Source organism: Streptomyces sp. VRA16 Mangrove soil (genome assembly GCF_017377775.1).
Classification (GTDB): domain Bacteria; phylum Actinomycetota; class Actinomycetes; order Streptomycetales; family Streptomycetaceae; genus Streptomyces.
In genome coordinates this window covers 1,062,314-1,088,151 of the sequence record NZ_JAFVLN010000001.1, presented here as the reverse complement: position 1 = coordinate 1,088,151, position 25,838 = coordinate 1,062,314, and the positions used below count along the sequence as shown (strand labels likewise).

The following is a 25,838-nucleotide window of genomic DNA, read 5'->3' as shown; positions in this document are numbered from 1 at the left end:
GGCGGCACCACAGGCGTGATCAGCGGCTACGGTGGAACTCGGCCTCCATGGGAAGGAGGTCTCCTTCATGAGGCCGAGGGCTGTTGCACTGCTCCCCCGCTGGGCGAAGGCCGTCGTCGTGGTGGCTGTCGTCCTGGTGCTGCTGTTCACCGGACTGAGCCTGATGCACCGTCTCGACGGCGTGTTCGGCACCGAGACCCACGACCGCTCGGGGCCCGCGCTGCTCAAGTCCGTGCGGGATCTGAGCCGATACGACGCGGCGTCCGGGAACTTCCAGGTCGTCGTCGACCTGGAGAAGGACACGAAGTATCTGCCGGACGCGATCCGCGGGACCAGGACCCTGTACGTCGGGGCGGGATCCGTGGACGCGTACGTGGATCTCGGCAAGGTGGACCCCGGCGACGTACGCGTGAACAAGGACCGTACGTCGGCGGTCCTGCACCTGCCGCACGCGAAGCTGGACAAGCCCGCCCTGGACACGGACCGCTCCTACGCGGTGTCCAAACAGCGTGGGCTGCTCGACCGGCTCGGCGACCTGTTCTCCGACAACCCTAACGACGAGCGGGCCGTGCGCAAGCTCGCCGCGAAACACATCGGCGAGGCCGCGAAGGACAGCGGCCTGACGGACCGCGCCGAGCGGAACACCACGGCGATGCTCCAGGGCCTGCTGCGTTCCCTGGGGTTCGACAAGGTGCAGGTGTCCTACGGGGCCTGACCGCTCAGACGCAGCCGCAGGGCGTGCTCCTGATCGCCCGCCACGCTTCCGCTCTCCTGGACGTGGAAGGCCGCCTCCAGCGTCGTACGGACCTGGTCGAGCGCGGCGTGGCCGCCCTGGAGGTCGGCGGTGACCGTGCCGCTCAGCGCGGTAGGGGCGGGGCGGGCGGCCTCGGGGGCGACGTCGACCGTGGCCGGCCAGGCCGTGGCGTCGCCCCGGGGCGTCTCCCGCGCGGAGCGGTCCATGGGATGGGCGGCGCCCAGGGCGGCGAAGACGCGGGCGGCGTCCTCGGGCGCGCAGTCGCTCAGCACGACGCCCACCGCGGTGGGTGCGTATCCGTGGACGAGGTCGTTGTCGTTGTCGTTGTCGTTGTCGTTGTCGTTGTCGTTGTCGTTCATGGCGGTACCTCCTCGCAGTCGTTCCGGTACCCGGATCAAGCCGGGTACCGGAACCGCGGTGGGCGAAACCCCGGTGCTCAGCGCGCCGGGCGCATGCCGATGACGACCGTGGCGGACAGTTCGTCGTCCTCGGCCAGGCGGGCGTCGAGGCCGGCCCCGCGCACCTCCGCGAGTGCGGTGCCGGCCTGCCGTTCGCTGGTCTCCACGAAGAGCAGGCCGCCCGGCGCGAGCCAGCGCGGGGCCTGGGCGGTGACCCGGCGCATGACGTCGAGTCCGTCGGCGCCGCCGTCGAGGGCCATGCGGTGTTCGTGGTCGCGGGCCTCGGACGGCAGCAGCGGCACGTCGCCGGTGGGCACATAGGGGCCGTTGGCGACGAGGATGTCGACCCGGCCCGCGAGTTCCGCGGGCAGCGGCGCGTACAGGTCGCCCTCGTGCACCTCGCCGTCGAACGGGGCGAGGTTGCGGCTGGCGCAGCGCACCGCCGCCGGGTCCAGGTCGGCGGCGTGCAGCCGGGCGGGGCGGCGCGCGGCGAGGACGGCGGCGACCGCCCCGGTGCCGCAGCACAGGTCGACGACGGTGGCTCCGGGTCCGGTGCGGGCGAGGGCCTGGCGGGCGAGGAACTCGGTGCGGCGGCGCGGCACGAAGACCCCGGGGTCGACGGCGATGCGCAGCCCGCAGAACTCGGCCCAGCCGACGACGTGCTCCAGCGGGTGCCCGGCGGCGCGCCGCTCGACCATCGCGGTCAGTTCGGCGTCGTCGCGGGCGCAGGTGTGCAGGATGCGTGCCTCGTCCTCGGCGAAGACGCAGCCGGCGGCACGCAGCACGGGCACGAGGAAGGCGGGCGGGGGTGTGACGGGTGTCGGGAGAAAAGACGGGAGGGGCATGAGCGTGGTGTGACCTCTCGGGACGCCGACGGGGCTCCCGGCCGCCGCGCGGCCGCCGTCCGCTCAGCGGGAGCGGTCGTGGCGCACGACGGGACAGGGGAGCTCCTGACCTGCTACAGCGATGATCGGGCTCACCTCCTTGTTCCCTCGTGGCGCGGTGGGGCCCGGTCACACTACCGCACCGAACGCGGCGTCCGAATACCGCCGGAATCGTCCCGCGCGGGCGGCCAGCCTGGAGAGGTCACACCGTTTTGACACACCCCGGACACCGGACGGCCTGCCATGACGACCTTCTCCTCCGCTTCCCGGCCCGCTTCCTCGCCCTCCTTCTCGCCCTCCTTCTCCGCTGCCACCGCGTTCGACCGTGCCACCGCCGTCGACGGGTCCGAAATCGCCGCCGAGCTGGACGAGTTCGGCAGCGCCCTCACGGCTCGGCCCGTGCTCACCCCGGCCGAGTGCCGGTCGGTGGCCGCGCTCTACGACGACGCGGACCGGTTCCGCTCGACCGTCGACATGGCCCGTCACCGGTTCGGCAAGGGGCAGTACCGCTACTTCGACGATCCGCTGCCCGATCTCGTACGGGAGTTGCGCGCGGCGTTCTATCCGCGGCTGCTGCCGATCGCCCGGACCTGGGCGCGGCGGCTGAACCGGCCGGCGCCGTGGCCGGACACCTTCGACGCGTGGCTGGAGCGCTGTCGTGCGGCCGGCCAGACACGCCCGACCCCGATCCTGCTGCGGTACGGGCCGGGCGACTGGAACGCCCTGCACCGGGACCTGTACGGCGAGCTGGTGTTCCCGCTGCAGGTGGTGATCGGTCTGGACGAGCCCGGCGTCGACTACACCGGGGGCGAGTTCCTGATGACGGAGCAGCGACCGCGCGCCCAGTCGCGCGGTCACGCCACGACGCTGCTGCAGGGGCACGCGCTGGTCTTCACCACGCGCGACCGGCCGGTGCGCTCGGTGCGCGGCTGGGCCAACGGCCCGATGCGGCACGGCGTGAGCACGGTCCGCTCGGGCCGCAGGCACACCCTGGGGCTGGTCCTCCACGACGCGCAGTGACGCCCGCCGGGGCGGGCTGGGGTAGCGTCGGCCCCGATCGCCGCACGGGACCGGCGAGTTGGGGGCAGGCATGGACACTGAGCAGGCCGCGCGGCGGTTCGTCGCCGTGTGGGAGTCCGGCTGGGCCCGGCACGACGTGGACGCGCTGCTCGCCCTCTACGCGGACGACTGCGTGCACCGGTCGATGCCGTTCCGGGAGCCGCACCGCGGGCGGGACGCGCTCGCCGCGTATCTGCGCTGGTCGTTCGCGGACGAGCGGCCTGTGGACGTGCGGTTCGGGGAGCCGGTGGTGGGCCCGGGGCCGCTCGCGGTGGCCGAGTTCCGGGTGCTGTCCGAGGAGGACGGGCGGCCCACGACGCTGGCCGGCTGCGTGTTCGTACGGTTCGGTGCGGACGGGCTCGCCGTGGCGACGCGCGACTACTGGCACACGGCGGACGGGCACCAGGAGCCGGCGGGCGACCTCTTCCTCGGCCCCTGAGTCACCGCCGCCTGCGCAGCGCCGGGTCCGTCACCGTGAGGGCCACGAGGAGCACCCCGAGGACGGCCGACGCCGTCGCCATCAGGTGCAGTCCGGCGTCATGGGCGCGCTGCCCGTAGGCGAGGGCGATCAGGCCGGACGCGGTGATGGCACCGATGTACTGCGCGGTGCGCTGCAGGCCCGCCGCGGCGCCGATGTCGGCCGCGGGCGCGTACTCCTGGACGGCGGCCTGGTTGCTGGTGCCGATGAGGCCCTGCGGAATGCCGAAGCAGGCGCCCGCGAGGAGCAGCACGCCGAGCGGCGTGGCGCCCGAGACGAAGGCGAGCAGCGCCGCCCCCGCGGTGAGCAGCACGCTCGCCACGATCAGCGGGGCGCGGATCCCCTTGGTGCGGGCGCCGATCAGGGAGCAGACCAGGGCGGCGAGCGACATCGGGAGCATCAGCAGTCCGGTGTGCCCGGAGGAGTAGCCGCGCCCCTCCTCCAGCCACTGGGTGAAGCCGTACATGACGCAGTAGATGAGCAGATAGCTCAGACCGTGCCGCAGATAGGTGCGGGCGAGCGGCCCGTTGCCCGCGAGCATCCGTACGTCGATGAACGGGGCCCGGCAGCGCAGTTGCCACCACAGCAGGACCGCGCCGAGCACCGCGAACGGGGCGAGCAGCCACCACATCGGGTGCGCGAGGTCGAGCAGGAAGAAGACGAGGACGGTCAGCGCGGTGGTGAACAGGCCGATGCCGAGCGGGTCGAGAGCCGGCTTGGGGGCCGGTTCGCCGTCGGTGCCGCGGTCCGGATCCGCCGGGATCCACAGCAGGGCGCAGCAGAAGGCGATCACCGACACGGGCACGTTGACGGCGAAGATGCCGCGCCAGCCGACGAAGGTGACGAGCAGCCCGCCGAGCGTGGGGCCGACGGCGGCGCTGCCGAGCGCCGCGAAGGAGAGCCGGGCCATGACCGGGCGCGGCGGGCGGCGTCCGACGCGGCGGCCCTCGTCGCGCAGGACGGCCATCGCGGCCGGGTACGCGGCCGAGGTGCCGATGCCGAGCAGCAGCCGGGAGACGACGATCCAGCCGAAGGCGGGGGCGAGTGCGCCGACGAGCCCGGAGGCGCAGACCACGACCAGCCCCGCGAGGAAGACCCGGCGCGGGCCGAGCGCGTCGGCGAGCTTGCCGAGCACGGGCTGGGCGACGGCGCTGGCCAGGTAGAGCACGGAGATCAGCCAGGCCGTGTCGGCGGCGCCGACTCCGAAGTGGTGTCCGATCGCCACCAGGCCGGTGGAGATCATCGTGGTGTTGAGCGGGTTGAGCACCGAGCCCAGCAGGAGCGGTGCGGTGAGCCGGGCGCGGAAGCCGGTGCCGACCGGGGTCGTCGGCACGGTCCCGGTGGTGGCTATGTCACCGCTCACTTCTCCACCAGCCGTTCGAGGAGCACCGTCGCCTCGGCGAGCAGCCGGCGCTCGGCCGGGGCCAGCTCGCTGTCGAGGGCCTGGGACAGCCAGCCGTGCTTGGCGGCGCGGACGGCGGCGAGGGTGGCACGGCCGCTGTCGGTGATCGACACGACGGACTGGCGCCCGTCGGTCGGGTCCGGGGTGCGGGCGACGAAGCCGCGCTCCTCCAGCGCGCCGAGCGTGAGCCGCATCGACTGCGGTTTCACGTACTCGGAGCGGGCGAGCGCCGCCGTGGTGGCCGGGCCCTCCCCGTCGAGGCGGGCGAGCACGGTGCGCTGGGTCGGGGTGAGCAGACTGTCCGGCGACGCCGTGCGCAGCCGCCGCGAGAGCCGGCCGACGACGGTCGCGAGGTCGGCGGCGATCCGCTCGGTGGGCGGCTCGGCGGCCGCGGGTCCCTGCGTTCCTGACATAAGGCCACCGTAAGAGATAGACAGGCAGCCTTGCAAGTTTTCCTTACTACCCTTACCCCCTGACCACACCCCGACGAGCCGCCCGGCAGGCCCGTCGGGAGGTTCAGCAGTCGAGCGCCCCGAGCAGGGCCCGCGCACACAGGTCCCGCAGGTGGTCGCGGCCGAGCTCCGACCCCTCCGGCTCGTCGAGCCAGTCGAGGCAGACGGCGACGAGGAAGGCGAGCCAGCCGCGCACGGCGAGGCGCAGCGCGGCGGGGTCCGGCAGCCGGTCCGCGATCTCGGGGTCGGCGGCGAGGGCGGCCAGGATCTGCCGCTCCTGGGCGGCGAGCCCCTCGCGGTAGACGGTGCGCACCACGGGGTCCCCCGCGGACTCGGCGCGATGGAAGGCGCGGAAGCCCTCGGCGTGCGCGGCGACGTAGCCGAGGAACGTGTCGAGTCCGGCGCCGAGCTGTTCGCGCACGGGGACGCCGGGAACGGCGGCGGTCAGCCGCAGCATCCGCTCGCTCTCGCGCCGCACGACCGCGGCGAAGAAGTCCCTTTTGTTCGGAAAGTAGTGGTACAGGAGCCCCCTGGAGACGCCCGCGATCTCGGCGACCTGCTCGATCCACACGTCGCCGTACGGACTCTGGGCGAACAACTTCGCCCCCACGGACAGCAATTGCTCCCTGCGCTGCTCCGTGCTCAGTCTGCGCCGGGTCGTCCGCTCTGCCGTCATGGCCGCACCCTACTGGACGAACGTCGCCTTACTTGACGTGAGTTCAATAACAGCCGCACACTGAGTCGCATTATTGAATCCGCGTCTAACAAGGCATCCCCGGCGCCTCAACCCGCCGGTGGCGCAAGGGAGATGGGCTCGATGGCTCAGATGACACAGACGGCGGCGCCCGCACTGCCGCGAGGTTTCCGCAGTGCCGAGCAGGGCTGGCCGCGTCTGGACCGGATCCCGCACCCGCCCCGGCGGGTCCCGCTGATCGGTGACGTCGTCGGCGCCAATGTCCGCACGCCCTTGCAGGACTCCATGCGGATCGCCGAGCAGCTGGGGCCGATCTTCCGCCGCAAGGGGTTCGGCAAGGAGATCGTGTTCGTGTGGGGCGCCGATCTCGCGGCGGAGCTGGCGGACGAGTCACGGTTCGCCAAGCACGTCGGGCTCGGGGTCGCCAATCTGCGCCCCGTGGCCGGCGACGGTCTGTTCACGGCGTACAACCACGAGCCCAACTGGCAGCTGGCGCACGACATCCTCGCGCCCGGGTTCAGCCGGGAGGCCATGGAGGGCTACCACCCGCTGATGCTCGACGTGGCCGGGCAGCTGATGACGGCGTGGGACGCGAGCGAGGCGGCGGGGCGTTCGGTGGACGTGCCGGGCGACATGACCAAGCTGACCCTGGAGACGATCGCGCGGACCGGATTCGGGCACGACTTCGGGTCGTTCGAGCGCGAGCGGCTGCATCCGTTCGTGACGGCGATGGTGGGCGCCCTGTCGTTCGCGCAGCGTCGCAACGTGGTGCCGCCGCTGCTGTCGGCGCTGCTGCGGGGCGCGGAGAAGCGCAACGCGGCGGACCGCGCCTATCTGAACCGCACCGTCGACGGCGTGATCGCCGCCCGCCGCGCGTCCGGTGACGGTCCCGGCGATCTCCTGGACCGGATGCTGGAGGTGGCGCACCCGCGGACGGGCGAGCGGCTCGCGCCCGAGAACATCCGGCGGCAGGTCATCACGTTCCTGGTGGCCGGGCACGAGACGACCTCCGGGGCGCTCTCCTTCGCCCTGCACTACCTCGCCGAGAACCCCGGCGTGCTGGCGAAGGCGCAGGAGGAGGTGGACCGGGTCTGGGGCGACGTCGACGTGCCCGCCTACGAACAGGTCGCCAAACTCCGCTATCTGCGGCGGGTACTGGACGAGTCGCTGCGGCTGTGGCCGACGGCTCCGGCCTTCGCGCGCGAGGCGGTCGCCGACACGACGCTCGGCGGGGTGCACCCGATGCGGCGCGGCGCCTGGGCGCTCGTCCTCACGACGATGCTGCACCGGGATCCGGCGGCCTGGGGCGAGGACGCCGCGTCCTTCGACCCGGACCGGTTCGCCCCGCAGGCCGTACGGGCGCGCCCCGCGCATGTCTTCAAGCCGTTCGGCACGGGCGCGCGGGCCTGCATCGGGCGACAGTTCGCCCTGCACGAGGCGACGCTGGTGCTCGGCCTGCTGCTGCGCCGCTACGACCTGACGCCGCGGGCCGGCTACCGACTGCAGGTCGCGGAGCGGCTGACGCTGATGCCGCAGGGCCTGCGGCTGCACCTCGCCAGGAGGTGACCTTCCTCGGGCCCGTGCGCTCCTCATAGGGTTCGGGCATGAGTGAGCCCTACACCGAGTTGCCGCACGGTCCGGCCGGAAGCGACCCCGGCGAACCCGACCTGCGCGGCCCGCTGCGCTACCTGTGGTGGCTGGTGACGCGCCAGCGCGGGCGGGTCGCGGCGGGCGCGCTGCTGGGCAGCGCCTGGATGGTGGGGCTCACCCTTCCCCCGTACGTCCTGTCGCACGCGATCGACGACGGACTGCAGGGCGGCGACTCCGGGGCCCTGTACGGCTGGTGCGGTGCGCTGCTCGCGGCGGGCGCGGTCAACGCCTGGCTGGCCATCATGCGGCACCGCACCATGACGCGGGTCAGGCTCGACGCGACGTACCGCACGACCCGGCTCCTCACCCGGCACACCACGCGGCTCGGAGCCACGCTGCCGCGGCGGGTCGCGGCGGGAGAGGTCGTCACCATCGGCGTCGGCGACGTCCAGGTGATCAGCCAGACGCTGACGATGGCGGGCCCCGGCGTGGGCGCGGTGGTGGCCTACGTGGTGGTGGCCGGGCTGCTGCTGTCGATCTCGGGGCTGCTCGCGGCGGTGATCCTGCTCGGCGTCCCGCTGCTCGTCGGCTGCCTCGGGCCGCTGCTGACCCGGTTGCAGGGCGTCGAGTCGGGCTACCGCGAGCAGCAGGGGACTCTGGCCGCGCGGCTCGCCGATCTCGTCGGCGGGCTCGGGGTGCTCGCCGGGCTCGGCGGCAAGGACGTGTACGCGCGCCGCCTGCACCGCGACACGGCGCGGCTGCGCGACGAGGGGTATCGGGTCGCCCGGGTGATCAGCTGGATCCAGGCCCTCGCGATCGGCCTGCCCGCACTGTTCCTGGCCTGCGTCACGTGGCTCGCCGCGCGCCGGACGGCCCAGGGGGAGCTGTCCGTGGGTGAGCTGGTGGCGGTCTACGGATACGTGGCGATGCTGGTGGTGCCGGTGGAGGCGTTCATCGAGGGCGGCTACGACCTGGGGCGCGGGCTGGTCGCCGCGCGGCGCGTACTACGCCTGCTGACCCTGCGCCCGGAGTCGGACGAGCACCGTGTCTCCCGTGTGCCGGGGCCGCCGCGGGGCGCGCCGCTGCACGATCCGCTGTCCGGGGTGACGGTGGCTCCGGGGCTGCTGACGGCGCTGGTCACGGGCCGTCCCGGGGACGCGACCGCCGTCGTGGACCGGCTGGGCGGGTTCGCGCCCTCGGCGGCGACCTGGGGTGGTCTGCCCCTGGACACGGTCGAGTCGGGCGCCGTACGGAGCCGGGTGCTGGTCGCCGACCACGAGGCGGACCTGTTCACGGGCACCGTGCGGCGGACCGTCGCGGGCCGGCACGCTCCGGACGACGCGGCGGTGGCGCGGGCGCTGCACGCCGCGGCCGCGGACGACGTGATCGCAGGCCTGCCCGGCGGCGCGGAGGCCGAACTCCTGGCGCAGGGCCGCAATCTCTCCGGCGGCCAGCGGCAACGGGTCAGGCTGGCCCGCGCGTTGCTCGCCGACCCGGAGATACTCCTGGCCGTCGAGCCCACGTCCGCGCTGGACGCCCACACGGAGGCCCGCGCCGCCGACCGTCTGCGCACGGCCCGTCAGGGCCGCACCACCCTGGTCACCGGCACGTCACCGCTGCTGCTCGACCGGGCGGACGTCGTGTACTTCCTGGTCGACGGAGTGGTCAGGGCGTCGGGGCCCCATCGAGAACTGCTCGCGTCGGACGGTGCGTACCGGGCGCTGGTGGCGCGCGGTTCGCAGGAGGCGACCGAGGAGGCCGAGGCCGGAGCCACGCACGCGGTGACGGTCGGCGGGAGCACGGCCGGAGCCGGGCCGGCTCCACGGGGAGCAGCGACCGGTGCCTCCGTGAGCAACGGGCCCGAGCGACGCCCGGACCGGGCCGCGGCCCCGGTCGTCGCGGCCGCCGCGTCGCGCAAGCCCCCGCTCGCCGACGCCGGTGTCGAGGCGCCGGACCCCGAATCCTCCGGCCTGCGGCTGCGCAAAGCCGAGCCCGAGCCCGGGGCGGGATCCGGTCACTCCGCTCCCCCGTCATCGTCCCCGCTCGCCGAGCCGCCCGGCACGGGCGCCCGCACCGCTCCAGGAGACCCCGCATGAGCTCCTCCTCGTCCCTGCCCGTCGCCGATCGCACCGCCGTGCGGCGCGCCGCCGTGGAGATGATCCGTGCGGACCGGCGGGCGTTCGCGGGCGTGCTGCTGCTCACTTGTTGCGCGGCGGGCGCCGGATCGGTCGGCCCGTGGCTGCTCGGCCGGATCATCGACGACGTGCGCGCGGGCGCCTCGGTCGGGCACATCGACCGCGCCGCGCTGCTGATCCTCTGTTTCGCCGTGGCCCAACTACTGTGCGCGCGCTGGGCCCGCCTGGTGGGGCACCGGTTCGGTGAACGGACCGCGGCCCGGATCCGGGACCGGTTCGTCGACCGGGCGCTGTCGCTGCCCGCCTCCGTGGTGGACCGCGTGGGCCCGGGCGATCTCACCAACCGCGGCACCAACGACATCGGGGCCGTGGCGTCCGCGCTGCGCGACGCGGGCCCGGACGTGTTCGTGTCGCTGGCCCAGGCCCTGTTCCTGGTCGGCGCGGTCTGGGTGGTGTCGCCGCTGCTCGGCGCGGTCGCACTGCTCGGTCTCGTGGGGATCCCGGTGGCGGTGCGCTGGTATCTGCGTCGGGCCCGCACCGCGTACCTGGCACAGGGCGAGGCCGACTCCCACCTGGCGGAACAGTTCGCGGCGACGGCGACGGGCGCCAGGACCGTGGAGGCGTTCAGTCTCCAGGCGCGGCGGACCGAGGCGTCCGAGGAGGCCGTGCGGCACAGCTACGCCGCCCGGATGCGCACCCTGTCCCTGCGCTCGGTCCTGTTCCCCTCGGTGGACTTCTCCTACGCCGTCCCGGTCGCCGCCGTCCTCCTGGTGGGCGGTGCCCTGCACACGCACGGGGTGCTCACGCTCGGCGCGATCGTCACCTGCGCCCTGTATCTGCGGCAGTTGTCGGGTCCGCTGGACACGGTCCTGTTCTGGGTGGAACAACTGCAGAGCAGCGGCGCCTCGTTCGCCCGCGTCGAGGGCATCGCCGGGGCCGCGCGCACGGCGCCCCGCGACGGCCTCGCCCCGGTCGGCGATGCGATCGAGCTGCGCGGGGTGCACTACGCGTACGAGGGCGGCGCCGACGTGGTCCGGGGCGTGGATCTGACCGTGCGGCCCGGCGAGCGGCTGGCGCTGGTCGGGCCCTCGGGCGCGGGCAAGACCACGCTGAGCAAGCTGCTCGCGGGGATCGACGTGCCGCGCGCCGGGAGCGTGACGGTGGGCGGCGCCCCCGTCACCGCGCTGGCGCCGGAGGAGCTGCGCCGCCACATCGTGCTCGTCACGCAGGAGCACCACGTCTTCCTCGGCTCGGTCCGCGACAATCTGCGGATCGCAGCGCCGGACGCGGACGACGACCGGCTGCGGGACGCGCTGGCCGCGGTCGGCGCGCAGTGGGCGGACACGCTCCCCGACGGTCTGGACACCGAGCTCGGCGCGGGCGGCCTGCGTCCCGACGGCCCGCAGGCGCAGCAACTCGCTCTCGCCCGCGTGGTGTTGGCCGACCCGCACACGGTCGTACTGGACGAGGCGACGGCCCTGCTCGATCCGGCCACCGCGCGGCACACGGAGCGCGCGCTGGCCGCGGTGCTGCGCGGCCGGACGGTGATCGCGGTCGCGCACCGGCTGCACACGGCCCACGACGCGGACCGGGTCGCGGTGATGGAGGACGGCCGGCTCACCGAACTCGGCCCGCACGACGAGCTGGTGGCGGCGGACGGGGCGTACGCCGCGCTGTGGCGGTCGTGGCACGGCGCGCCCTGACCGCGCACGGCGGCGGCTACTCGTCGGACGCGGCCTGGAGCGACGCGACGTCGAGTACCCCGTCGAACTCGGCCAGTACCGCGACGAGTTCGGGCACTTCCGCCGCGCCCTCGATCTCCATCCGTACGGCCATGGCGCCGCGCCGGCCGGGGCCCTGCTCCCAGTCGGTGCGGTCCGTGCGCAGTTCCAGGACGCGGAAACCGCGGCTGGTGCACTCCTCCAGGACCCGGGTCAGGACGCTGCCCCCGACGACGTACGCGAGATGCAGTCCGGTGCGCCGCTCCGTGGCCAGGGCGGGGATGTGGCGGCTGAGCCAGGGGTAGCCGCGCACGACGAGGAAGTGGCAGGCGGTCGCGGCGATCGCGAGCAGCGGCAGGCCGCCGCCGCAGGCCATCCCTATGGCGCAGGTCAGCCAGACCGTCGCGGCCGTCGTGAGTCCGCGGACGGCGTCGCGGCGCACGAAGATCAGTCCGCCGCCGATGAACCCGATGCCGGACACGATCTGCGCGGCGACGCGGGACGGGTCGAAGGCCACGCCCTCCATGCCCAGCAGGGAGTTGAAGCCGTGCTGGGACACCTCCATGAACAGGGCGCTGCCCACGCCGACGAGCGTGTGGGTGCGCAGGCCCGCGCTCTTCTGCTGCACGGCGCGCTCGGCGCCGATCAGGGTCGACAGGACCAGGGCGAACCCCAACTCGGCGAACTGGCGGGCGCCTTGTCCCGCCGCGGGGTCGAACAGGGGCAGTGCGAGCGATGACAAGGGCGCGTCCCTCCTTCTCACCGACAGGTGGTTCAGGTGGTGTTCCGGGTGCACACGAGCCTAACGCCGCCCCATTGGCGATGGATTGTCAGACCCGTGCGCAAGAGTGGGGGCATGCATGGGACCAAGGACTTCGGACGGCGGACGACGAATCACGAGTTGGCGGCGGCGCAGGCGTGTCTGCGGCTGTTGCACACAGCGCGCGCCGCGCTCTGCGGTGACGAGCCACCGGGCACGGTGTCCGTCCTCGCCGTGCCGATCGCGGAGGCCGACGAGGCGTTGCACAGGGCGGGCCTGGCGGGGAACGAGGAGTGGTTGCTGGAGCGGATCTACGACTTGGGGCTCGAACCGTCACCGTGACGAGGGCGGGACGGGGACCGGACCGCGTGGTTATGCTGCCGCCGAAGCGTTCAGCAAAGCGCTCAAACGAACAGCGGTTGCGAGGGGGCCACCAGCATGCGCGAACCGGTCGATCTCAGGCGGCAGCGGATTCTCGCCGTGGTGCAGTCGCGCGGCGCGACCCGGGTCAGCGATCTCGCGGCGGAGCTCGCGGTGTCGGTGGTGACGCTCCGCCGTGACGTGGAAGAGCTGGCCAGGGAGGGCAAGCTGCGGCGCGGCCACGGGGTGGCGCGCCCGGTGCTGCCCGAGACCGAGCGGGCGGCGCCGCCGCCGGAGCCGCTGCCCGACGGCGGCCCGGTCGCGGTGGTGGTGCCCGAGCGGCACGCCTATCTGTACGAGATGCTGCACGGTGCCCGGACCACGTTCGAGGAGGCTGGCATCCGGATCGGCCTGCATATCGCGCCACCGATCGCGGGAGCCGAAAAACCGATCGTGGAGCGGGCGCTCGCGGACGGGGCGCGGGGGCTGCTGATCGCCCCGCGCTGGCGCAGCCGGGCCACGGAGGAGGCCGACTACACCTGGCTGTCCCGGCTCGACGTGCCCGCGGTCCTGATGGAGCGCAGGCCTCGCAGCGGCAGCGCGCTGCACGCCATGGACACGGTGTGCACGGATCACTGGTTCGGCGTGCACCTCGCGCTGGACCACCTCACCGGGCTCGGCCACCGGCGCATCGTCCTCGCGGCGCGCGACGACAGCCCCACCGCGCGCGCCCTGCGCTCGGCGTTCACCGAGATCGCGGCCGCGCACCCGGACATCGACAGCTGGGCGATCACCCTCAGCTCCCCCGCGGCGACCCCCACCCCCGCGCCGGCCAACGCCGAGCCACCGGCCGAACTCACCAGCCTGCTGGGCGAGTTGGGGGCGACGGCGGCATTGCTGCACGGCGACGTGGACGCGCTGATGCTCGTACAGAAGCTGCGCGACAGCGGGGTGCGGGTGCCCGAGGACTGTTCGGCGATCGCGTACGACGACGTGGTCGCCGGACTCGGCAGCACGCCACTGACGGCCGTCTCACCCCCCAAGGCGGAGATCGGCCGGGCGGCGGCCGAGCTGCTGCTGCGCCGTCTGGAAAGGGGTGTCTCGTCCGGTCCGGCACGGCGCTTGGAGGTGCTGCCGGAGCTCAACGTCCGGGGCTCCACGCAGCCGCCCTCGCTCGCCACCGAGGTCACGGACGCAACTCACGTCTCGAAGTGAGCGTTTGACCGTTTAATTTTCTTCTGATCGATCTATTGACCGTGACCGCTCAGCCGATCAGGATTCCCGTGACTCGAACACGCAGGAGCCGCGGGAGGCGCCCATGCCTGGTCGACAGAGCCGTCAGAGCCGTCGGTCTGTCCTCGCCGCGATCACCGCGCTGCCGCTGACGGGCGCCCTTGGCGCCTGCAGCGGATCGGACAGCGCGTCGTCGCAGAGCAGCAGCAAGACCAGCAGCAAGACCAGCAGCAAAGGCAAGACCACCATCACGTTCTGGTCCGCGTTGCGCGGCAGCCAGGAAGTGGTGGACGAGTTCAACAAGACGCACGATCACATCCAGGTCGCTTTCGAGCAGATACCCTCCGGCACGGCGGGCGGCTACCTGAAGCTGAGCAACGCGGCGCGGGCGGGCAACGCACCGGATGTCGCCACCCTCGAGTACCCGCAGGTCCCGGGGTTCGCGATCGATGGCGTCGCCCGTGACATCACCTCGCTGATCAGCGACAAGCTCCGCAAGAAGCTCCTGCCGCAGGCGCTCGGCCTGACCACCTTCGAGGGGCGCACCTACAGCGTGCCGCTCGACGTCGAACCGATGGTCCTGCACTACCGCAAGGACCTCTTCGACAAGTACGGCTTCGACGTGCCCACCACCTGGGACGAGTACGCGGACCTGGCCCGCGCGGTCCAGCGCACCGGCGGCAGGCGCAAGGCGTGCATCTTCTCCCTCGACATCGGCCTGTACTCCGGGTTCTGCTGGCAGGCCGGCGCCCAGTGGTTCGACACGTCGAAGGGCGCCTGGAACGTGTCGCTGAACGACGCACCGACCCGGCGCGTCTCGGCGTACTGGCAGCGCTTCCTCGACGACGACCTCGTGTACGCCAACGCCCCGGCCAGCCGCGCCAACGACGCCCAGATCGGCAACGGTCTGGTGCTGACCCGGCACAGCGGCGCCTGGGACGCGGGCGCGCAGATGAACGCACGCCCCGAGCAGAAGGGCCTGTGGCGCATCGCCCCGCAGCCCCAGTGGGACCCGGCCAGGCCCTCGCTGGGCACGAACGGCGGCTCGACCTTCGCCATCACGAAGGACAGCAGGCACCCCGAGGCCGCCATGGAGTTCATCGAGTGGCAGGTCTCCCACCCGAACTCGCTCAAGGCCCGCCTCTCCAGCGGCGCGAGCAGCCAGTACCCGGCCGTCTCCGAGCTGATCCCCGTCGGCCGGGCCGCCTTCGACCGGGCCTACTACGGCGGCCAGGACATCTACACCCTCTTCGAGCAGGAGGCCCACAAGATCCGCGACGGCTGGGTGTGGGGCCCGCGGATGACCGCCACCGGGCAGGTCATGCAGGACGCCTTCACCCGCGCCGCGGCCGGCTCGGGAACGCTCGAGTCGTCGATGCGCGCCACGCAGGACGGCACGATGCCCGACCTGAAGGCCCTCGGCCTCAAGACCACCCAGCACTCCACGTGAACGCCCGCACTCCGAAAGGCAGGTGACTCTCATGACCGCGACCACTCATGCCCCCGCGGCGGCGTCCGCGCCCTCGCGCGACCAGGAGGCCTCAGGGCGCAGGGCACAGCGTGCGGCGGGGCGACGGCGGGGCGGCGCCGCGGGTGTCCTGATGGCCCCCTTCTTCCTCCTGCTCACCCTCGTCTTCCTGATCCCGGTGGGCACGGCGGTGTGGCTGAGCTTCTTCAGCGACGACCAGCCGGGGCTCGGCTTCGGCCCTGAGCGCACGGTCTTCGTGGGGCTGCGCAGCTACGCGGCCGTCCTGACCGACCCGTCGTTCCTGTCCGGCCTCGGCACCGTCGGCCTGTACTGCCTGATCTACATCCCGCTGATGGTGATCGGTTCGCTGGCGCTCGCGCTGCTCCTCGACTCGGGCGTCGTACGGCTGCGCTCCTGGGCCCAGTTGGGCCTCTTCCTGCCGCACGCGGTGCCCGGCATCATCGCCGCGCTGATCTGGCTGTACCTGTACACCCCCGGCATCAGCCCGATCATCGAGGTGTTCGCCAAGGGTGACATCACCATCGACTTCCTGGGGCTGCACACCACGATCCCCTCGATCGTGAACATCGCCCTGTGGTCGAACCTCGGCTACAACATGGTCGTCTTCTACGCGGCCCTGCAGGCGGTCCCCCGTGAGGTCCTGGAGGCGTCGGTCGTCGACGGCGCCGGCCCGGTGCGCACGGCGCTCCAGGTGAAGGCGCCTCTGGTGCGGTCCTCGATCGTGATGGTGGCCATGTTCACCCTGATCTGGGCGCTGCAACTGTTCACCGAGCCGATGCTGCTCCACCAGTCGTCCGCGATGGTCAACGCCCGGTTCTCGCCGAGCATGTACATCTACGACGCCGCGTTCAGCCGCAACAACTACTCCCTTGCGGCAGCCGCGTCGGTGGTCCTCCTGATCATCACGATCGCGGTCTCCTACGGCGTCACCCGCTGGACCAACCGTGTCGACGCCGCCGAGGAGAACGCCCGATGACCACTGCCGAGATGAGCAGGTCGACGCTCCTGCGCCCGCGTCTGCTGGGCCGTACGACGGTCAACGTCGTCGTCGTGATCTCCGTGCTCTACACGATGCTGCCCGCGCTGTGGCTGGTGCTGGCCGCGACGAAGTCCCGGGACGCGCTGTTCAGCAGCAGCATCCTCTCCTTCAGCGACTTCTCGCTGGTCCAGAACGTCAAGGACCTGTTCGCGATGGACGGCGGCCTGTACAGCCGCTGGTACGGCAACAGCCTGCTGTACGCGGTCCTGGGCGGCGCCATCGGCGCGATGATCTCCGTCGCGTGCGGCTACGCCTTCGACAAGTACCACTTCCGGCACAAGGAGAAGCTGTTCGGGCTGGTCCTCGCCGCGGTCATGGTGCCGCAGACGGTCCTCGCCCTGCCGCTCTATCTCATCGCGTCGCAGACCGGCGTCGTGAACACCTTCTGGTCGGTGTTCATCCCGGTCCTGTTCAATCCCTTCGGTGTGTACCTGGGGCGCATCTTCGCCCAGGGCTACGTCCCGAACGAGGTGCTTGAGGCGGCCCGGGTCGATGGGGCAGGTGAGCTGACGACGTACGCACGCGTGTCGTTGCGGATGCTCGCCCCCGGTCTGATCACGGTCTTCCTCTTCCAGCTCACCGCGATCTGGAACAACTTCTTCCTGCCGATGGTGATGCTGTCCAACCAGAAGCTGTACCCAGTGAGCCTGGGTCTGTTCCAGTGGAACAGCCAGGCGACCGTCTCTCCCGAGTACTACCCGGTGGTGATCATGGGCTCGCTCCTCGCGGTGCTCCCCCTCGTCCTCGCGTTCATCCTCCTCCAGCGGTTCTGGAAGGCCGGCCTCACGGCGGGGGCGGTCAAGTGACCCTCCCCCGCGTGGTGATGGCCATGTCCCCCCAGGCCGCGGAGGCCGTCTTCACTCCGCGGTCGCTGGCCGCCCTCGCCGAGGTCTGCGACCTGGCTCCGCTCCCCGCCCTGAACGACCTGACGACCGTACGCGCGAAGGAGGCCCTGGCCGGCGCCGAGCTGCTCGTCACCGGCTGGGGCTGCCCCCGGCTCGACGCGGACGTCCTGGCTGCGGCGCCGCTCCTCAAGGCAGTGGTGCACTCGGCGGGTTCGGTGCGCGGGCACGTCACCGACGCCTGCTGGGAGCGGGGACTCGCGGTGTCCTCCGCCGCGGCGGCGAACGCGCTGCCCGTCGCCGAGTACACCCTCGCGATGATCCTGCTGCACGGCAAGCACGTCCTGGAGCGGGCCCGTGACTTCCAGCGGTCCCGGGTGCGCGACAACTGGCTGCTCACGACGGGCCACACCGGCAACTACCGCCGCACGGTGGGCATACTGTCGGCCTCCCTGATCGGGCGCCGTGTGATCGAACTGCTGAAGCCGTTCGACTTCGAGGTGCTGCTGTACGACCCGTACGTCTCCCCCGCCGAGGCCGCCGAACTCGGCGTCGAGTGGGTGGAGCTGCCCGAACTCTTCACCCGCAGCGATGTGCTCAGCGTGCACACCCCGCTGCTTCCGGCCACGCGCGGGCTCGTCAGCCGCGCGCTGATGGACTCGATGCCCGTGGGCGCCGTCCTGATCAACACGGCGCGCGGCGCCGTCGTCGACCAGGAGGCGCTGACCGAAGCGGTGTGCGGCGGCAGGATCCGGGCGGTCCTCGACGTCACCGACCCCGAGGTGCTCCCGCCCGACCATCCGCTCTGGGCCTGTTCCGGCGCGCTGATCACCCCGCACCTGGCCGGTTCCCAGGGCAATGAGTGGGAACGCCTGGCCGACACGGCGGTGGCCGAGGTGGCGCGGTGGGCCGCGGGCGACGGTTTCGCCCATCCTGTACGACGCGAAAGGCTGGCGTTCCTCGCATGACCATCCCGTTCGAACTGCCCGAAGAAGACCGGGAGCTGAGCCCGCACACCGGCTACACCCGCGCCCACTGGGAGGCCGTCGCCGACGGTCTGCTCGGTGCCGCGTGGCGCTGGGCCACCCCTGAGGGGGCCTTCCTCGACCTGCCGGGCCGCCCTTCGGGGTCGGGCGTGCGCTCCGACGGCCTGGAGGGGTACGCGCGGACGTTCCTGGCGGCCGGTTTCCGGGTCGCGGGCGCCGACGGCAAGGATCCGCACGGCTGGCTGGAGCGGTACGCGCGCGGACTGGCCGCGGGCACCCGTACTCCGGGCCGGGACGACGCCGAGTCGTGGCCGCTGATCCTCGACCACCATGTCCAGGGCCAGCCGATGGTGGAGTCGGCGTCGGTGGCGCTCGGCCTGAAGCTGACGCGGCCCTGGCTGTGGGACAGGCTCGACGGCGATGTGCAGGACGGTGCGGAGAAGTGGCTGCGCGGCGCGATCAACCACACGCCGGCGCCGAACAACTGGTACCTGTTCCCGTTCATGGTCGCCTCGTTCCTGGAGGAGGTCGGCCGCGGCGACGCGGCCACCGCTCGCGCCATGGAGCGGGCGCTCGACCTCATGGAGACCTGGTACCGGGGCGACGGCTGGTACGCGGACGGCGACGGCCGGGCCTTCGACCACTACAACGGCTGGGCGCTGCACCTGTACCCGGTGCTGCATGCGCACCTGTCGGGCGACGCGGCGCTCTCGGCCCGCTTCGGCCCGCGACTGCGCGAGCACCTGGAAGGCTTCTCGCTGCTGTTCGGCGGGGACGGGGCGCCGATCCACTTCGGGCGGTCGCTCGCCTACCGGTTCGCCGCGTCGGCGGCGGTCGGCGCGGGCGCGGTCACCGGGCACACTCCGCTGTCCCCGGGCGCGTCGCGCCGCCTCATCAGCGGGAACCTGCGCTACTTCCTGGAGCGCGGCGCGCTCACGGACGACGGCCTGCTGAGCCTGGGCTGGCACGGCCCGCACGACGCGACCCTCCAGCACTACTCGGGTCCTGCCTCCCCCTACTGGGCGTCGAAGGGGTTCGTGGCGCTGCTCGCCCCGGAGGACGACCCGCTGTGGACGGCGCCTGAGGAGGCCATGCCGAGCGAGGGCCCCGACCGGGTCCTCGCGCTGCCCGCGCCGGGCCTGCTGGTCCAGTCGACGCAGGCGGACGGGATCGTGCGGCTGCACAACCACGGCAGTGACCACGTCCGCCCGCACGAGGGAGAGTTCGCGGACCAGAACGACGCGCACTACGGCCGTCAGGCCTACTCCACGCACACCGGTCCGACGTCCCTCACGAACGCGGCGGACAACCATCTGTCGGTCGAGGTGGGCGGGGTGGCCAGTGTCCGCCGCCGCCTCCACCCGCTCGGCGCCGGGCAAGGCGACGGATGGGGCTGGGCGGCGTCCTGGTACCGGCCGGTGTTCGTGTCGGGGCCGCCGATGGTGCCGGGTCTGCTCGTGGAGAGCGTGACCGTGGCCCGCGGGGCGTACGAGCTGCGGGTGCACCGGGTGGCCGGGGCGCCGCACGGGGCCCGCGCGACGCTCACCGGGTGGGCGACGGAGAAGCTGCGCTCGGAGCTGCGCGGGCTGCACGGCTGGGGCGAGGCGGACCGGGTCCGCGCGCCTCAGGGCACGGCGTACGAGCCGTGGGTGCGGATGCCGCGGCTCTCGGCCGAGGTCGAGGGGACGGCGGTCCTCGCGGCGCTGGCCGCACTGTCCGAGGACGACGTGGCGCTCGCCGACGCGGTGGCCGAGACCACTCTCACCGAGGACGGGCTCACCGTGCGGTGGTCCGACGGGTTCCGGACCGTCGTGACCTTCGGCGAGACCCTGAGCGTCCAGGGCGACTGAGAGAAGGGGCTGAACGGCCGGGGGCACCCCTAGCCGTTCAGCTGCGCCTGGACGGCCGGGGCGTACCGCTCCACCACGTCGTCGATGTCCGCGGCCCGCACCTGCGGGCCGCGGGCGATCCCGTACATCACGCCGAGGCCGACCACGGCCGACACGGCGAGTTCCGCCCGCAGGCCCGCGTCCGCGCCGGGCAGGCGGGCGGCGAGGCGTTCGCTGACCTGCGTACGGAAGTTGGCGCGCAGGATCTCGCCCTGTTCGCCGTGGAGCGGGGCGAAGACGATGCGCAGGATCGGGTCGGCGCCGCGCTCGGCCTGTCCGGCCAGCACGCTGCGCACCATGTGCCGGCCCAGCTCCTCCAGGGGCGCGTCGAGCAGGGCGTCGACGTCGGCCTCGAAGTCCATGACGCTGGTGAACAGCGCGTCCTTGTTCCCGAAGTACTTGAGGATCAGCGGCGGGCTGACCCCGGCCCGTTCGGCGACGGCCTTGAGCGTGATGTCGGCGTGGGCGTGCCGGGCCAGCAGATGGCGGGTGGCCCTGACGATGGCGGCCTTGCTCGCCTCCGCGTCCCGCCGGCCCGCGGGCGGCCGTTCCTCGCCGACCTGCGCCGTGGTCATCGCCTCATGCTCCCTTCGTCGTCACCACCGGGGGCGGTGCGGCCGCGCCCGCCCGCTCGCCCTTCCGGTCGGAGGGGACGCAGAGGGCGATGGCGGCTGCCACCACAGCGACCGTACCGGCCGTCGCGAAGGCGAGCCGGTAGCCGTCCAGGCTCGATACGACGGTGCCGCCCACCCGCATCGTGTGGTGCACGAGGATCGCCGCGACGGCGGCGCTGGAGACGGACTGCCCGATCGTGCGCATCAGGACGTTGACCCCGTTGGCGGAGGCCGTCGCGGTGGACGGGACGGAGCGCAGGATCAGTGTGGGCAGGGCCGAGTAGGCGAGCGTCGTACCGGTGGAGACGACGGCGGCGCCGACCATGATCACCCACAGGTCGGTGCTGTCGACGATGCGGATCGCGTAGCCGAGCGCGAGGACGACACCGCCGATCGCCAGGGTGATCCGGGGGCCGCGGGCCGCGGAGATGCGGGCGGAGACGGGTGAGAAGACCAGCATGATGACGCCGCTCGGCAGCATGACCAGGCCGGTCGCGACGATGGAAAGGCCGAGCCCGTAGCCGGTCTCCACGGGCGCCTGCACGAGCTGCGCGGTGACGAGCGAGTTGGCGTAGAACGCGAAGCCGGTGAACAGCGCGGCGATGTGCGGCAGGCCGACCTTCCGGTCGACGGCGAGCCGCAGGTCCACCAGGGGTGCTGCGGCGCGCAGTTGCTGCCACGCCCATAGGCCGAGGATCAGCACGGCGCCCGCGAAGAGGCCGGTGATGCGGGCGCTGTCCCAGCCCCACTGACCGCCCTGCGAGACGCCGAGCAGCAGACAGACGAGTCCGGCGGCGAGGCCGAGGGTGCCGAGCGCGTCGAAGCGGCCGGGGGTGCGCACGGGCGACTCGCGCACCGCCCACCAGGCGGCGGCGAGGCCGAGGGCACCGAGCGCGCTGGTCGCCCAGAACATCACGTGCCAGTTGGCGTACTGGACGATGAGCGCGGCGAGCGGCAGGCCGAGGGCCGCGCCGATGCCGACGGTCGAGCTCATCAGGGCGACGGCGGATCCCGTGCGATGGGGCGGGAGTTCGTCGCGCAGGATGCTGATGGACAGCGGGACGACGGCCGCCGCGGCGCCCTGGAGTGCGCGGGCCGCGATGAGGACGCGGATGTCGGAGGTCAGCGCGCACAGCACGGAGCCGGCGGTCATCAGGGCGAGCGCGCCGAGCAGGACGCGCCGCTTCCCGTACATGTCGCCGGCCCGGCCGAGCACGGGGGTGAGGACGGCTCCCGCGAGCAAGGTCGCGGTGACCATCCAGGAGACGGCCGCGGGGGACGCGCCGGTGAGCCGCGGCAGGTCGGGCAGGAGCGGCACGACGACGGTCTGCATGACGGCCATCAGGATGCCGCCGAAGGCGAGAACGGGGATCGTGAGCCGCTCCCGCAGGTGCGGCCGGGCCGGCTGCTCGGGCAGCGTCGGTATCGGGACGTGGTCCATGGGTCTCCTGCGAGGTGCGCGGACGCCGCACGGGCGGTGCGGCGCCAGGCCGACGATTGTGGTGAATGCTCATTCACCCAGCTGGTGAATCAGTATTCACCACGATTCTTTCACCTGTCGCCACCCTTCCTCCGCACCGGACGGTCCCGCGCGGGTGATACTGCCGACCATGACCTCGACGGACGCCCTGCGCCTCGGACTTGTCGGCACCGGCTCCTGGGCCCGGCGCACCCACGCGCCGACGCTCGCGGACCACAAGCACACGGAACTCGTCGGCGTCTGGGGACGCCGCCCGCAGGCCGCGGCGGAGCTCGCGGCCGCGCACGCCACGACGGCGTACGACGACGCGGACGCGTTGTTCGCCGCGTGCGACGCGGTGGCCTTCGCCGTCCCGCCGGACGTCCAGGCGCCGCTCGCGGCGCGGGCCGCCGCCGCGGGCTGCCATCTCCTGCTCGACAAACCTCTGGCCACGGAACCGGTGGCGGCGCGCGCGGTCGTCGACGCCGTGGAGGCCGCCCGAGTGGCTTCCGTGGTGTTCTGCACGATGCGCTATTCGCCCGCGTCAGCCGCCTGGATCGCCGAACAGGCCTCGGTGGAGGGCTGGTTCACCGGCCGCGCCGACTGGTACGGGGCGCTGTACACGCCGGGCGACGACGCCGAGGTCCGTGCGACGACTCCGTGGCGGGCGGAGCGGGGCGCCCTGTGGGACGTGGGCCCGCACGCCCTGTCGGTGCTGCTGCCGCTGCTCGGCGACGTGACGTCGGTGACGGCCGGCCGCGGCCCGGGAGACACGGTGCATCTGCTGCTGCGGCACGCCTCCGGCGCGTCGAGCACGGCGGCGCTGAGTCTGACCACTCCCCCGGCCGCCGCCGGTGTCACGGTCGAACTGCGGGGCACGGCCGGGGTGTCGACCCTGCCGGCCGGCCGCGGCTCGGCGCAGGAGTCGCTGGCGATCGCGGTCGACGTGCTCCTGGAATCGGTGCGCACGGGTGTCCCGGCGCCGTGCGACGCCCGGTTCGGCCTGCGCCTGACGGAGATCCTGACGGAGGCCGAACGCTCCCTCGGCTGACCTACGGGCCGCACCCGGCGCCGCTGGTGGCGTGCGCACTCAATACGCTGTGCGCATGCCGCTAGAGATCAGCGCCACCAACCCCGAGCACCCCGTGCTCCTGCTCGCCCTGCCCTGGCACATCCCCCTGGAGGAGTGGCCCGAGGAGTACCTGGTTCCGCTGCCGCGCGGCATCTCCCGCCACGTGGTGCGCTACGCCCGCGCCGGTGACGAGGTCGTCGCCGTGAAGGAGCTGGCGCAGCGCCCGGCGCAGGCCGAGTACGAGATGCTGCGCACGCTCGACCGGCTCGGGATACCCGCGGTGGACCCGCTGGCCGTCGTCACCGGCCGCGAGCAGCCGGACGGCACCCCGCTCGAACCGGTCCTGATCACGCGGCACTTGGGCGGTTCGCTGCCCTACCGCTCGATGTTCGAGACGACGATGCGGCCGTCGACGGTCCACCGCCTCATGGACGCCCTCGCGGTGCTCCTGGTCCGCCTGCACCTCACCGGGTTCGCGTGGGGCGACTGCTCGCTGTCCAACACTCTCTTCCGACGCGACGCGGGCGCGTACGCCGCGTACCTGGTGGACGCCGAGACCGGCGAACTGCACCCGAAGCTCAGCCGGGGCCAGCGCGAGTACGACATCGAGCTGGCCCGGGTCAACATCAGCGGCGAGATGCTCGACCTGGAGGCGTCCGGGGCGCTGCACCCCTCCATCGACCCGATCGAGTTCGGTTCGGAGATCGAGCAGCGCTACACGAACCTGTGGAGCGAACTGACCCGCACGTCGGTCTATCCGGCGGGCAAGCACCACTACATGGAGCGGCGCATCCGCCGTCTCAACGACCTCGGGTTCGACGTGGCCGAGATGCAGATCTCCCGCTCCCCGCGCGGCGACGAGGTCACGTTCGTCCCCAAGGTCGTCGACGCGGGCCACCATCAGCGTCAGCTCCTGCGCCTGACGGGTCTGGACGCGGAGGAGAACCAGGCGCGGCGGCTCCTCAACGACCTGGAGAGCTGGATGGCCACCCAGGACGACGCACCGGGCGCGCGCCCCGAGGTGCTCGCGCACCGCTGGGTGCGCGACGTGTTCCGGCCGACGGTCCGCGCCGTGCGCGACCGCATCCCCGCCCCCATGGATCCTGCCGAGCTGTACCACGAACTCCTGGAGCACCGCTGGTACTTGTCCGAGCGGGCGCAGCACGACATCGGGCTCGACGCGGCGGCGGAGGACTACGTACGCAACGTCTGCGCGAAGCAGGAGTGAGCAGGAGTGAGAGGGGCGCCGCGCGCGAGGCGGAGACCGGGCGCGGCCGGTGCCGTGGCCGCTACGTAATGGCGAGTGACGGCACCGACCGCAGCCAGTGACCTCGGGAGCCGGTCGTGAAGAGCGCGGGACGTGCGTCAAGTGCAACGCATTTTCCGGCCACATCCAACAAATACGTGGCCCGGCCCAGCTCACTCTTCCTCACGTCGGCCCAGAGGCTCGTGAGTCACCCTCCGCCCGGGAAATTTCGGCCATTTTCGAGCGGCCCGGCACAGGTGCCGCATCGCCGTGTCCATGTGTGCACAGACGATGAAACTGCCAGGTGGGCGACCCCGCACGATCCATCATGACGGACCGTCTGATCGTTTTCTTCGGGCAATGTTTATGACCAAAGGTGATGGGATTATTTAGACTGCTGACGCTCAACTCGGCGTGTACGAAGAGGGATTACCCACATGAACAAGAAGGCGCTCCGCGCCCTGCTCCGTGAACGGCGCGCCCTCATAGCCCCCGAGTCCCACGGCTTCTCCCGCCCCACGGGCCAGGGCCGCCGCGCCCCCGGCCTCTCCCAGCATCAGGTGGACCAGCTGTTGCACCGGACGCTGGGCACGTATCACCGGCTGGAGTCGGGGACCTACCCGAACCCGCCCTCGGAACTGCTGCGTGACGTGGCCCGGCTGTTCGGGCTGAACGAGCAGGAATGGGCGCTGCTGTGCCGGTATGCGCTGCTGCAGGATCCGCCGGGACCGCTGTACCCGTCGTCGGGCAAGGCCGTCCCCGGCATCTGGCAGGAGGCCGTGGACGGGATGCACCACATGGCCTACGTCTCCGACGCCTCGTGGGATCTCCTGGCGTGGAACCAGGCGTTCGTGGATCTGTTCCCGAGCGGCCGGCCGCCGGAGAACACGATGCGCTGGATGCTCCTGGACCCGGAGGCGCGGTTGGTCCTCGCGGACTGGGGGCGCTCCTGGGCGCCGTTGGTGATGCCCCAGTTGCGCGCGGCGCTGGCCGCCCGGCCCGACGACGACACGCTCCGCCAGATCGAGAAGGAGGTCCTCGCCGATCCGAGCGGCGCCCCGATCTACGAGGCCGGCGGCGCCGCGCTCCACCCGGACGGCGACGAACGCCCTTTGCTGCACCGCCGGTTGGGGCCCGGCTGGGCGACGATGTGCGCGGCCCAGCCGCTCACCACGCCGGGCGCCCGCCTGATGATTCTCGTCTTCCATCCGGGGGCCCGGGAGGCCCATCCACGGATGCCGGCGCTGCGGGCGGGGTGACCGTCGGCTCTTCTGGGCGAGGC

24 protein-coding genes are annotated in these 25,838 nt (G+C 72.6%); 16 read left to right on the top strand and 8 right to left on the bottom strand.

The annotated features are described in order from the left end of the window. Positions 1–67 precede the first annotated feature (67 nt). On the top strand, positions 68–715 hold the full coding sequence (locus J3486_RS04835; RefSeq protein WP_207818652.1) for a DUF4230 domain-containing protein: 648 nt from the start codon (positions 68–70) through the stop codon (positions 713–715). Here the strand turns inward: J3486_RS04835 and J3486_RS04830 are convergent. After that, on the bottom strand, positions 703–1,113 hold the full coding sequence (locus J3486_RS04830) for a hypothetical protein (protein ID WP_207818651.1): 411 nt from the start codon (positions 1,111–1,113) through the stop codon (positions 703–705). The genes J3486_RS04835 and J3486_RS04830 overlap by 13 nt on opposite strands. Before the next feature lie 77 nt (positions 1,114–1,190). Then, positions 1,191–1,997: a putative protein N(5)-glutamine methyltransferase gene (locus J3486_RS04825; RefSeq protein WP_207818650.1), complete on the bottom strand. Its 807-nt coding sequence runs from the start codon at positions 1,995–1,997 to the stop codon at positions 1,191–1,193. A gap of 282 nt (positions 1,998–2,279) precedes the next feature. Here J3486_RS04825 and J3486_RS04820 point away from each other — a divergent pair, with 282 nt between their 5' ends. Both J3486_RS04820 and J3486_RS04815 read left to right on the top strand, forming a co-directional pair. Further along, positions 2,280–3,056: a 2OG-Fe(II) oxygenase gene (locus tag J3486_RS04820; RefSeq protein WP_207818649.1), complete on the top strand. Its 777-nt coding sequence runs from the start codon at positions 2,280–2,282 to the stop codon at positions 3,054–3,056. Between the two features lie 70 nt (positions 3,057–3,126). Beyond that, a complete protein-coding gene (locus J3486_RS04815) occupies positions 3,127–3,534 on the top strand; it encodes a nuclear transport factor 2 family protein (protein WP_207818648.1) in 408 nt (135 codons plus the stop codon). Position 3,535: 1 nt separating this feature from the next. On the opposite strand, the gene J3486_RS04810 is transcribed toward J3486_RS04815, so the two are convergent. The 3 genes from J3486_RS04810 to J3486_RS04800 form a co-directional block, all read right to left on the bottom strand. After that, a complete protein-coding gene (locus tag J3486_RS04810; RefSeq protein ID WP_207818647.1) occupies positions 3,536–4,936 on the bottom strand; it encodes an MFS transporter in 1,401 nt (466 codons plus the stop codon). Further along, the gene (locus tag J3486_RS04805) at positions 4,933–5,388 is read right to left on the bottom strand and encodes a MarR family winged helix-turn-helix transcriptional regulator (protein WP_207818646.1); all 456 of its coding nucleotides are present in this window, start codon (positions 5,386–5,388) and stop codon (positions 4,933–4,935) included. The genes J3486_RS04810 and J3486_RS04805 overlap by 4 nt, the downstream gene beginning before the upstream one ends. A gap of 103 nt (positions 5,389–5,491) precedes the next feature. Further along, the gene (locus tag J3486_RS04800) at positions 5,492–6,103 is read right to left on the bottom strand and encodes a TetR/AcrR family transcriptional regulator (RefSeq protein ID WP_207818645.1); all 612 of its coding nucleotides are present in this window, start codon (positions 6,101–6,103) and stop codon (positions 5,492–5,494) included. Between the two features lie 141 nt (positions 6,104–6,244). Between J3486_RS04800 and J3486_RS04795 the strand changes: the two genes are divergently transcribed. The 3 genes from J3486_RS04795 to J3486_RS04785 are packed head-to-tail and all read left to right on the top strand — an operon-like array spanning position 6,245 to position 11,549. After that, positions 6,245–7,687 (top strand): cytochrome P450, encoded by a 1,443-nt coding sequence (locus tag J3486_RS04795; RefSeq protein ID WP_207818644.1) that lies wholly within the window; start codon positions 6,245–6,247, stop codon positions 7,685–7,687. Between the two features lie 38 nt (positions 7,688–7,725). Further along, positions 7,726–9,807, top strand: a complete 2,082-nt coding sequence (locus J3486_RS04790) for an ABC transporter ATP-binding protein (RefSeq protein WP_229377405.1) — start codon at positions 7,726–7,728, stop codon at positions 9,805–9,807. Then, positions 9,804–11,549 carry an ABC transporter ATP-binding protein gene (locus tag J3486_RS04785; RefSeq protein ID WP_207818643.1) on the top strand — a complete coding sequence of 582 codons (1,746 nt, stop codon included), beginning with the start codon at positions 9,804–9,806 and terminating at the stop codon, positions 11,547–11,549. Before J3486_RS04790 ends, J3486_RS04785 begins: the two co-directional genes overlap by 4 nt. Positions 11,550–11,565: 16 nt before the next feature. Here the strand turns inward: J3486_RS04785 and J3486_RS04780 are convergent, their stop codons facing one another. Next, positions 11,566–12,309, bottom strand: coding sequence for an MgtC/SapB family protein (locus J3486_RS04780; RefSeq protein ID WP_207818642.1), 744 nt, complete (start codon positions 12,307–12,309; stop codon positions 11,566–11,568). Positions 12,310–12,423: 114 nt separating this feature from the next. On the opposite strand from J3486_RS04780, the gene J3486_RS04775 reads away from it, so the two are divergent. From J3486_RS04775 to J3486_RS04745, 7 genes are all read left to right on the top strand, one after another. Further along, a complete protein-coding gene (locus tag J3486_RS04775) occupies positions 12,424–12,669 on the top strand; it encodes a hypothetical protein (RefSeq protein WP_207818641.1) in 246 nt (81 codons plus the stop codon). A gap of 96 nt (positions 12,670–12,765) precedes the next feature. Further along, positions 12,766–13,902, top strand: a complete 1,137-nt coding sequence (locus tag J3486_RS04770; protein ID WP_207818640.1) for a substrate-binding domain-containing protein — start codon at positions 12,766–12,768, stop codon at positions 13,900–13,902. 103 nt (positions 13,903–14,005) lie between these two features. Next, positions 14,006–15,370, top strand: coding sequence for an ABC transporter substrate-binding protein (locus J3486_RS04765; RefSeq protein ID WP_207818639.1), 1,365 nt, complete (start codon positions 14,006–14,008; stop codon positions 15,368–15,370). A 31-nt stretch (positions 15,371–15,401) separates the two neighbouring features. Next, entirely contained in the window at positions 15,402–16,385 is a 984-nt protein-coding gene (locus J3486_RS04760; protein ID WP_207818638.1) for a carbohydrate ABC transporter permease, read from the top strand. Next, positions 16,382–17,254 (top strand): carbohydrate ABC transporter permease, encoded by an 873-nt coding sequence (locus J3486_RS04755; protein ID WP_207818637.1) that lies wholly within the window; start codon positions 16,382–16,384, stop codon positions 17,252–17,254. The genes J3486_RS04760 and J3486_RS04755 overlap by 4 nt, the downstream gene beginning before the upstream one ends. Before the next feature lie 23 nt (positions 17,255–17,277). After that, on the top strand, positions 17,278–18,258 hold the full coding sequence (locus J3486_RS04750; protein ID WP_207818636.1) for a hydroxyacid dehydrogenase: 981 nt from the start codon (positions 17,278–17,280) through the stop codon (positions 18,256–18,258). Then, on the top strand, positions 18,255–20,126 hold the full coding sequence (locus J3486_RS04745; protein ID WP_207818635.1) for a DUF2264 domain-containing protein: 1,872 nt from the start codon (positions 18,255–18,257) through the stop codon (positions 20,124–20,126). Before J3486_RS04750 ends, J3486_RS04745 begins: the two co-directional genes overlap by 4 nt. A gap of 29 nt (positions 20,127–20,155) precedes the next feature. Here J3486_RS04745 and J3486_RS04740 read toward each other — a convergent pair whose 3' ends face one another. Further along, positions 20,156–20,740, bottom strand: a complete 585-nt coding sequence (locus J3486_RS04740; protein WP_207818634.1) for a TetR family transcriptional regulator — start codon at positions 20,738–20,740, stop codon at positions 20,156–20,158. Between the two features lie 4 nt (positions 20,741–20,744). After that, the gene (locus tag J3486_RS04735) at positions 20,745–22,220 is read right to left on the bottom strand and encodes an MFS transporter (protein ID WP_207818633.1); all 1,476 of its coding nucleotides are present in this window, start codon (positions 22,218–22,220) and stop codon (positions 20,745–20,747) included. A 169-nt stretch (positions 22,221–22,389) separates the two neighbouring features. Here J3486_RS04735 and J3486_RS04730 point away from each other — a divergent pair, with 169 nt between their 5' ends. From J3486_RS04730 to J3486_RS04720, 3 genes are all read left to right on the top strand, one after another. Further along, positions 22,390–23,289: a Gfo/Idh/MocA family protein gene (locus tag J3486_RS04730; RefSeq protein WP_207818632.1), complete on the top strand. Its 900-nt coding sequence runs from the start codon at positions 22,390–22,392 to the stop codon at positions 23,287–23,289. 55 nt (positions 23,290–23,344) lie between these two features. Continuing rightward, entirely contained in the window at positions 23,345–24,538 is a 1,194-nt protein-coding gene (locus tag J3486_RS04725) for a DUF4032 domain-containing protein (RefSeq protein ID WP_207818631.1), read from the top strand. A gap of 455 nt (positions 24,539–24,993) precedes the next feature. After that, complete coding sequence (locus J3486_RS04720) at positions 24,994–25,815, top strand: helix-turn-helix domain-containing protein (RefSeq protein ID WP_207818630.1); 822 nt, start codon at positions 24,994–24,996, stop codon at positions 25,813–25,815. Positions 25,816–25,838: the final 23 nt, after the last annotated feature.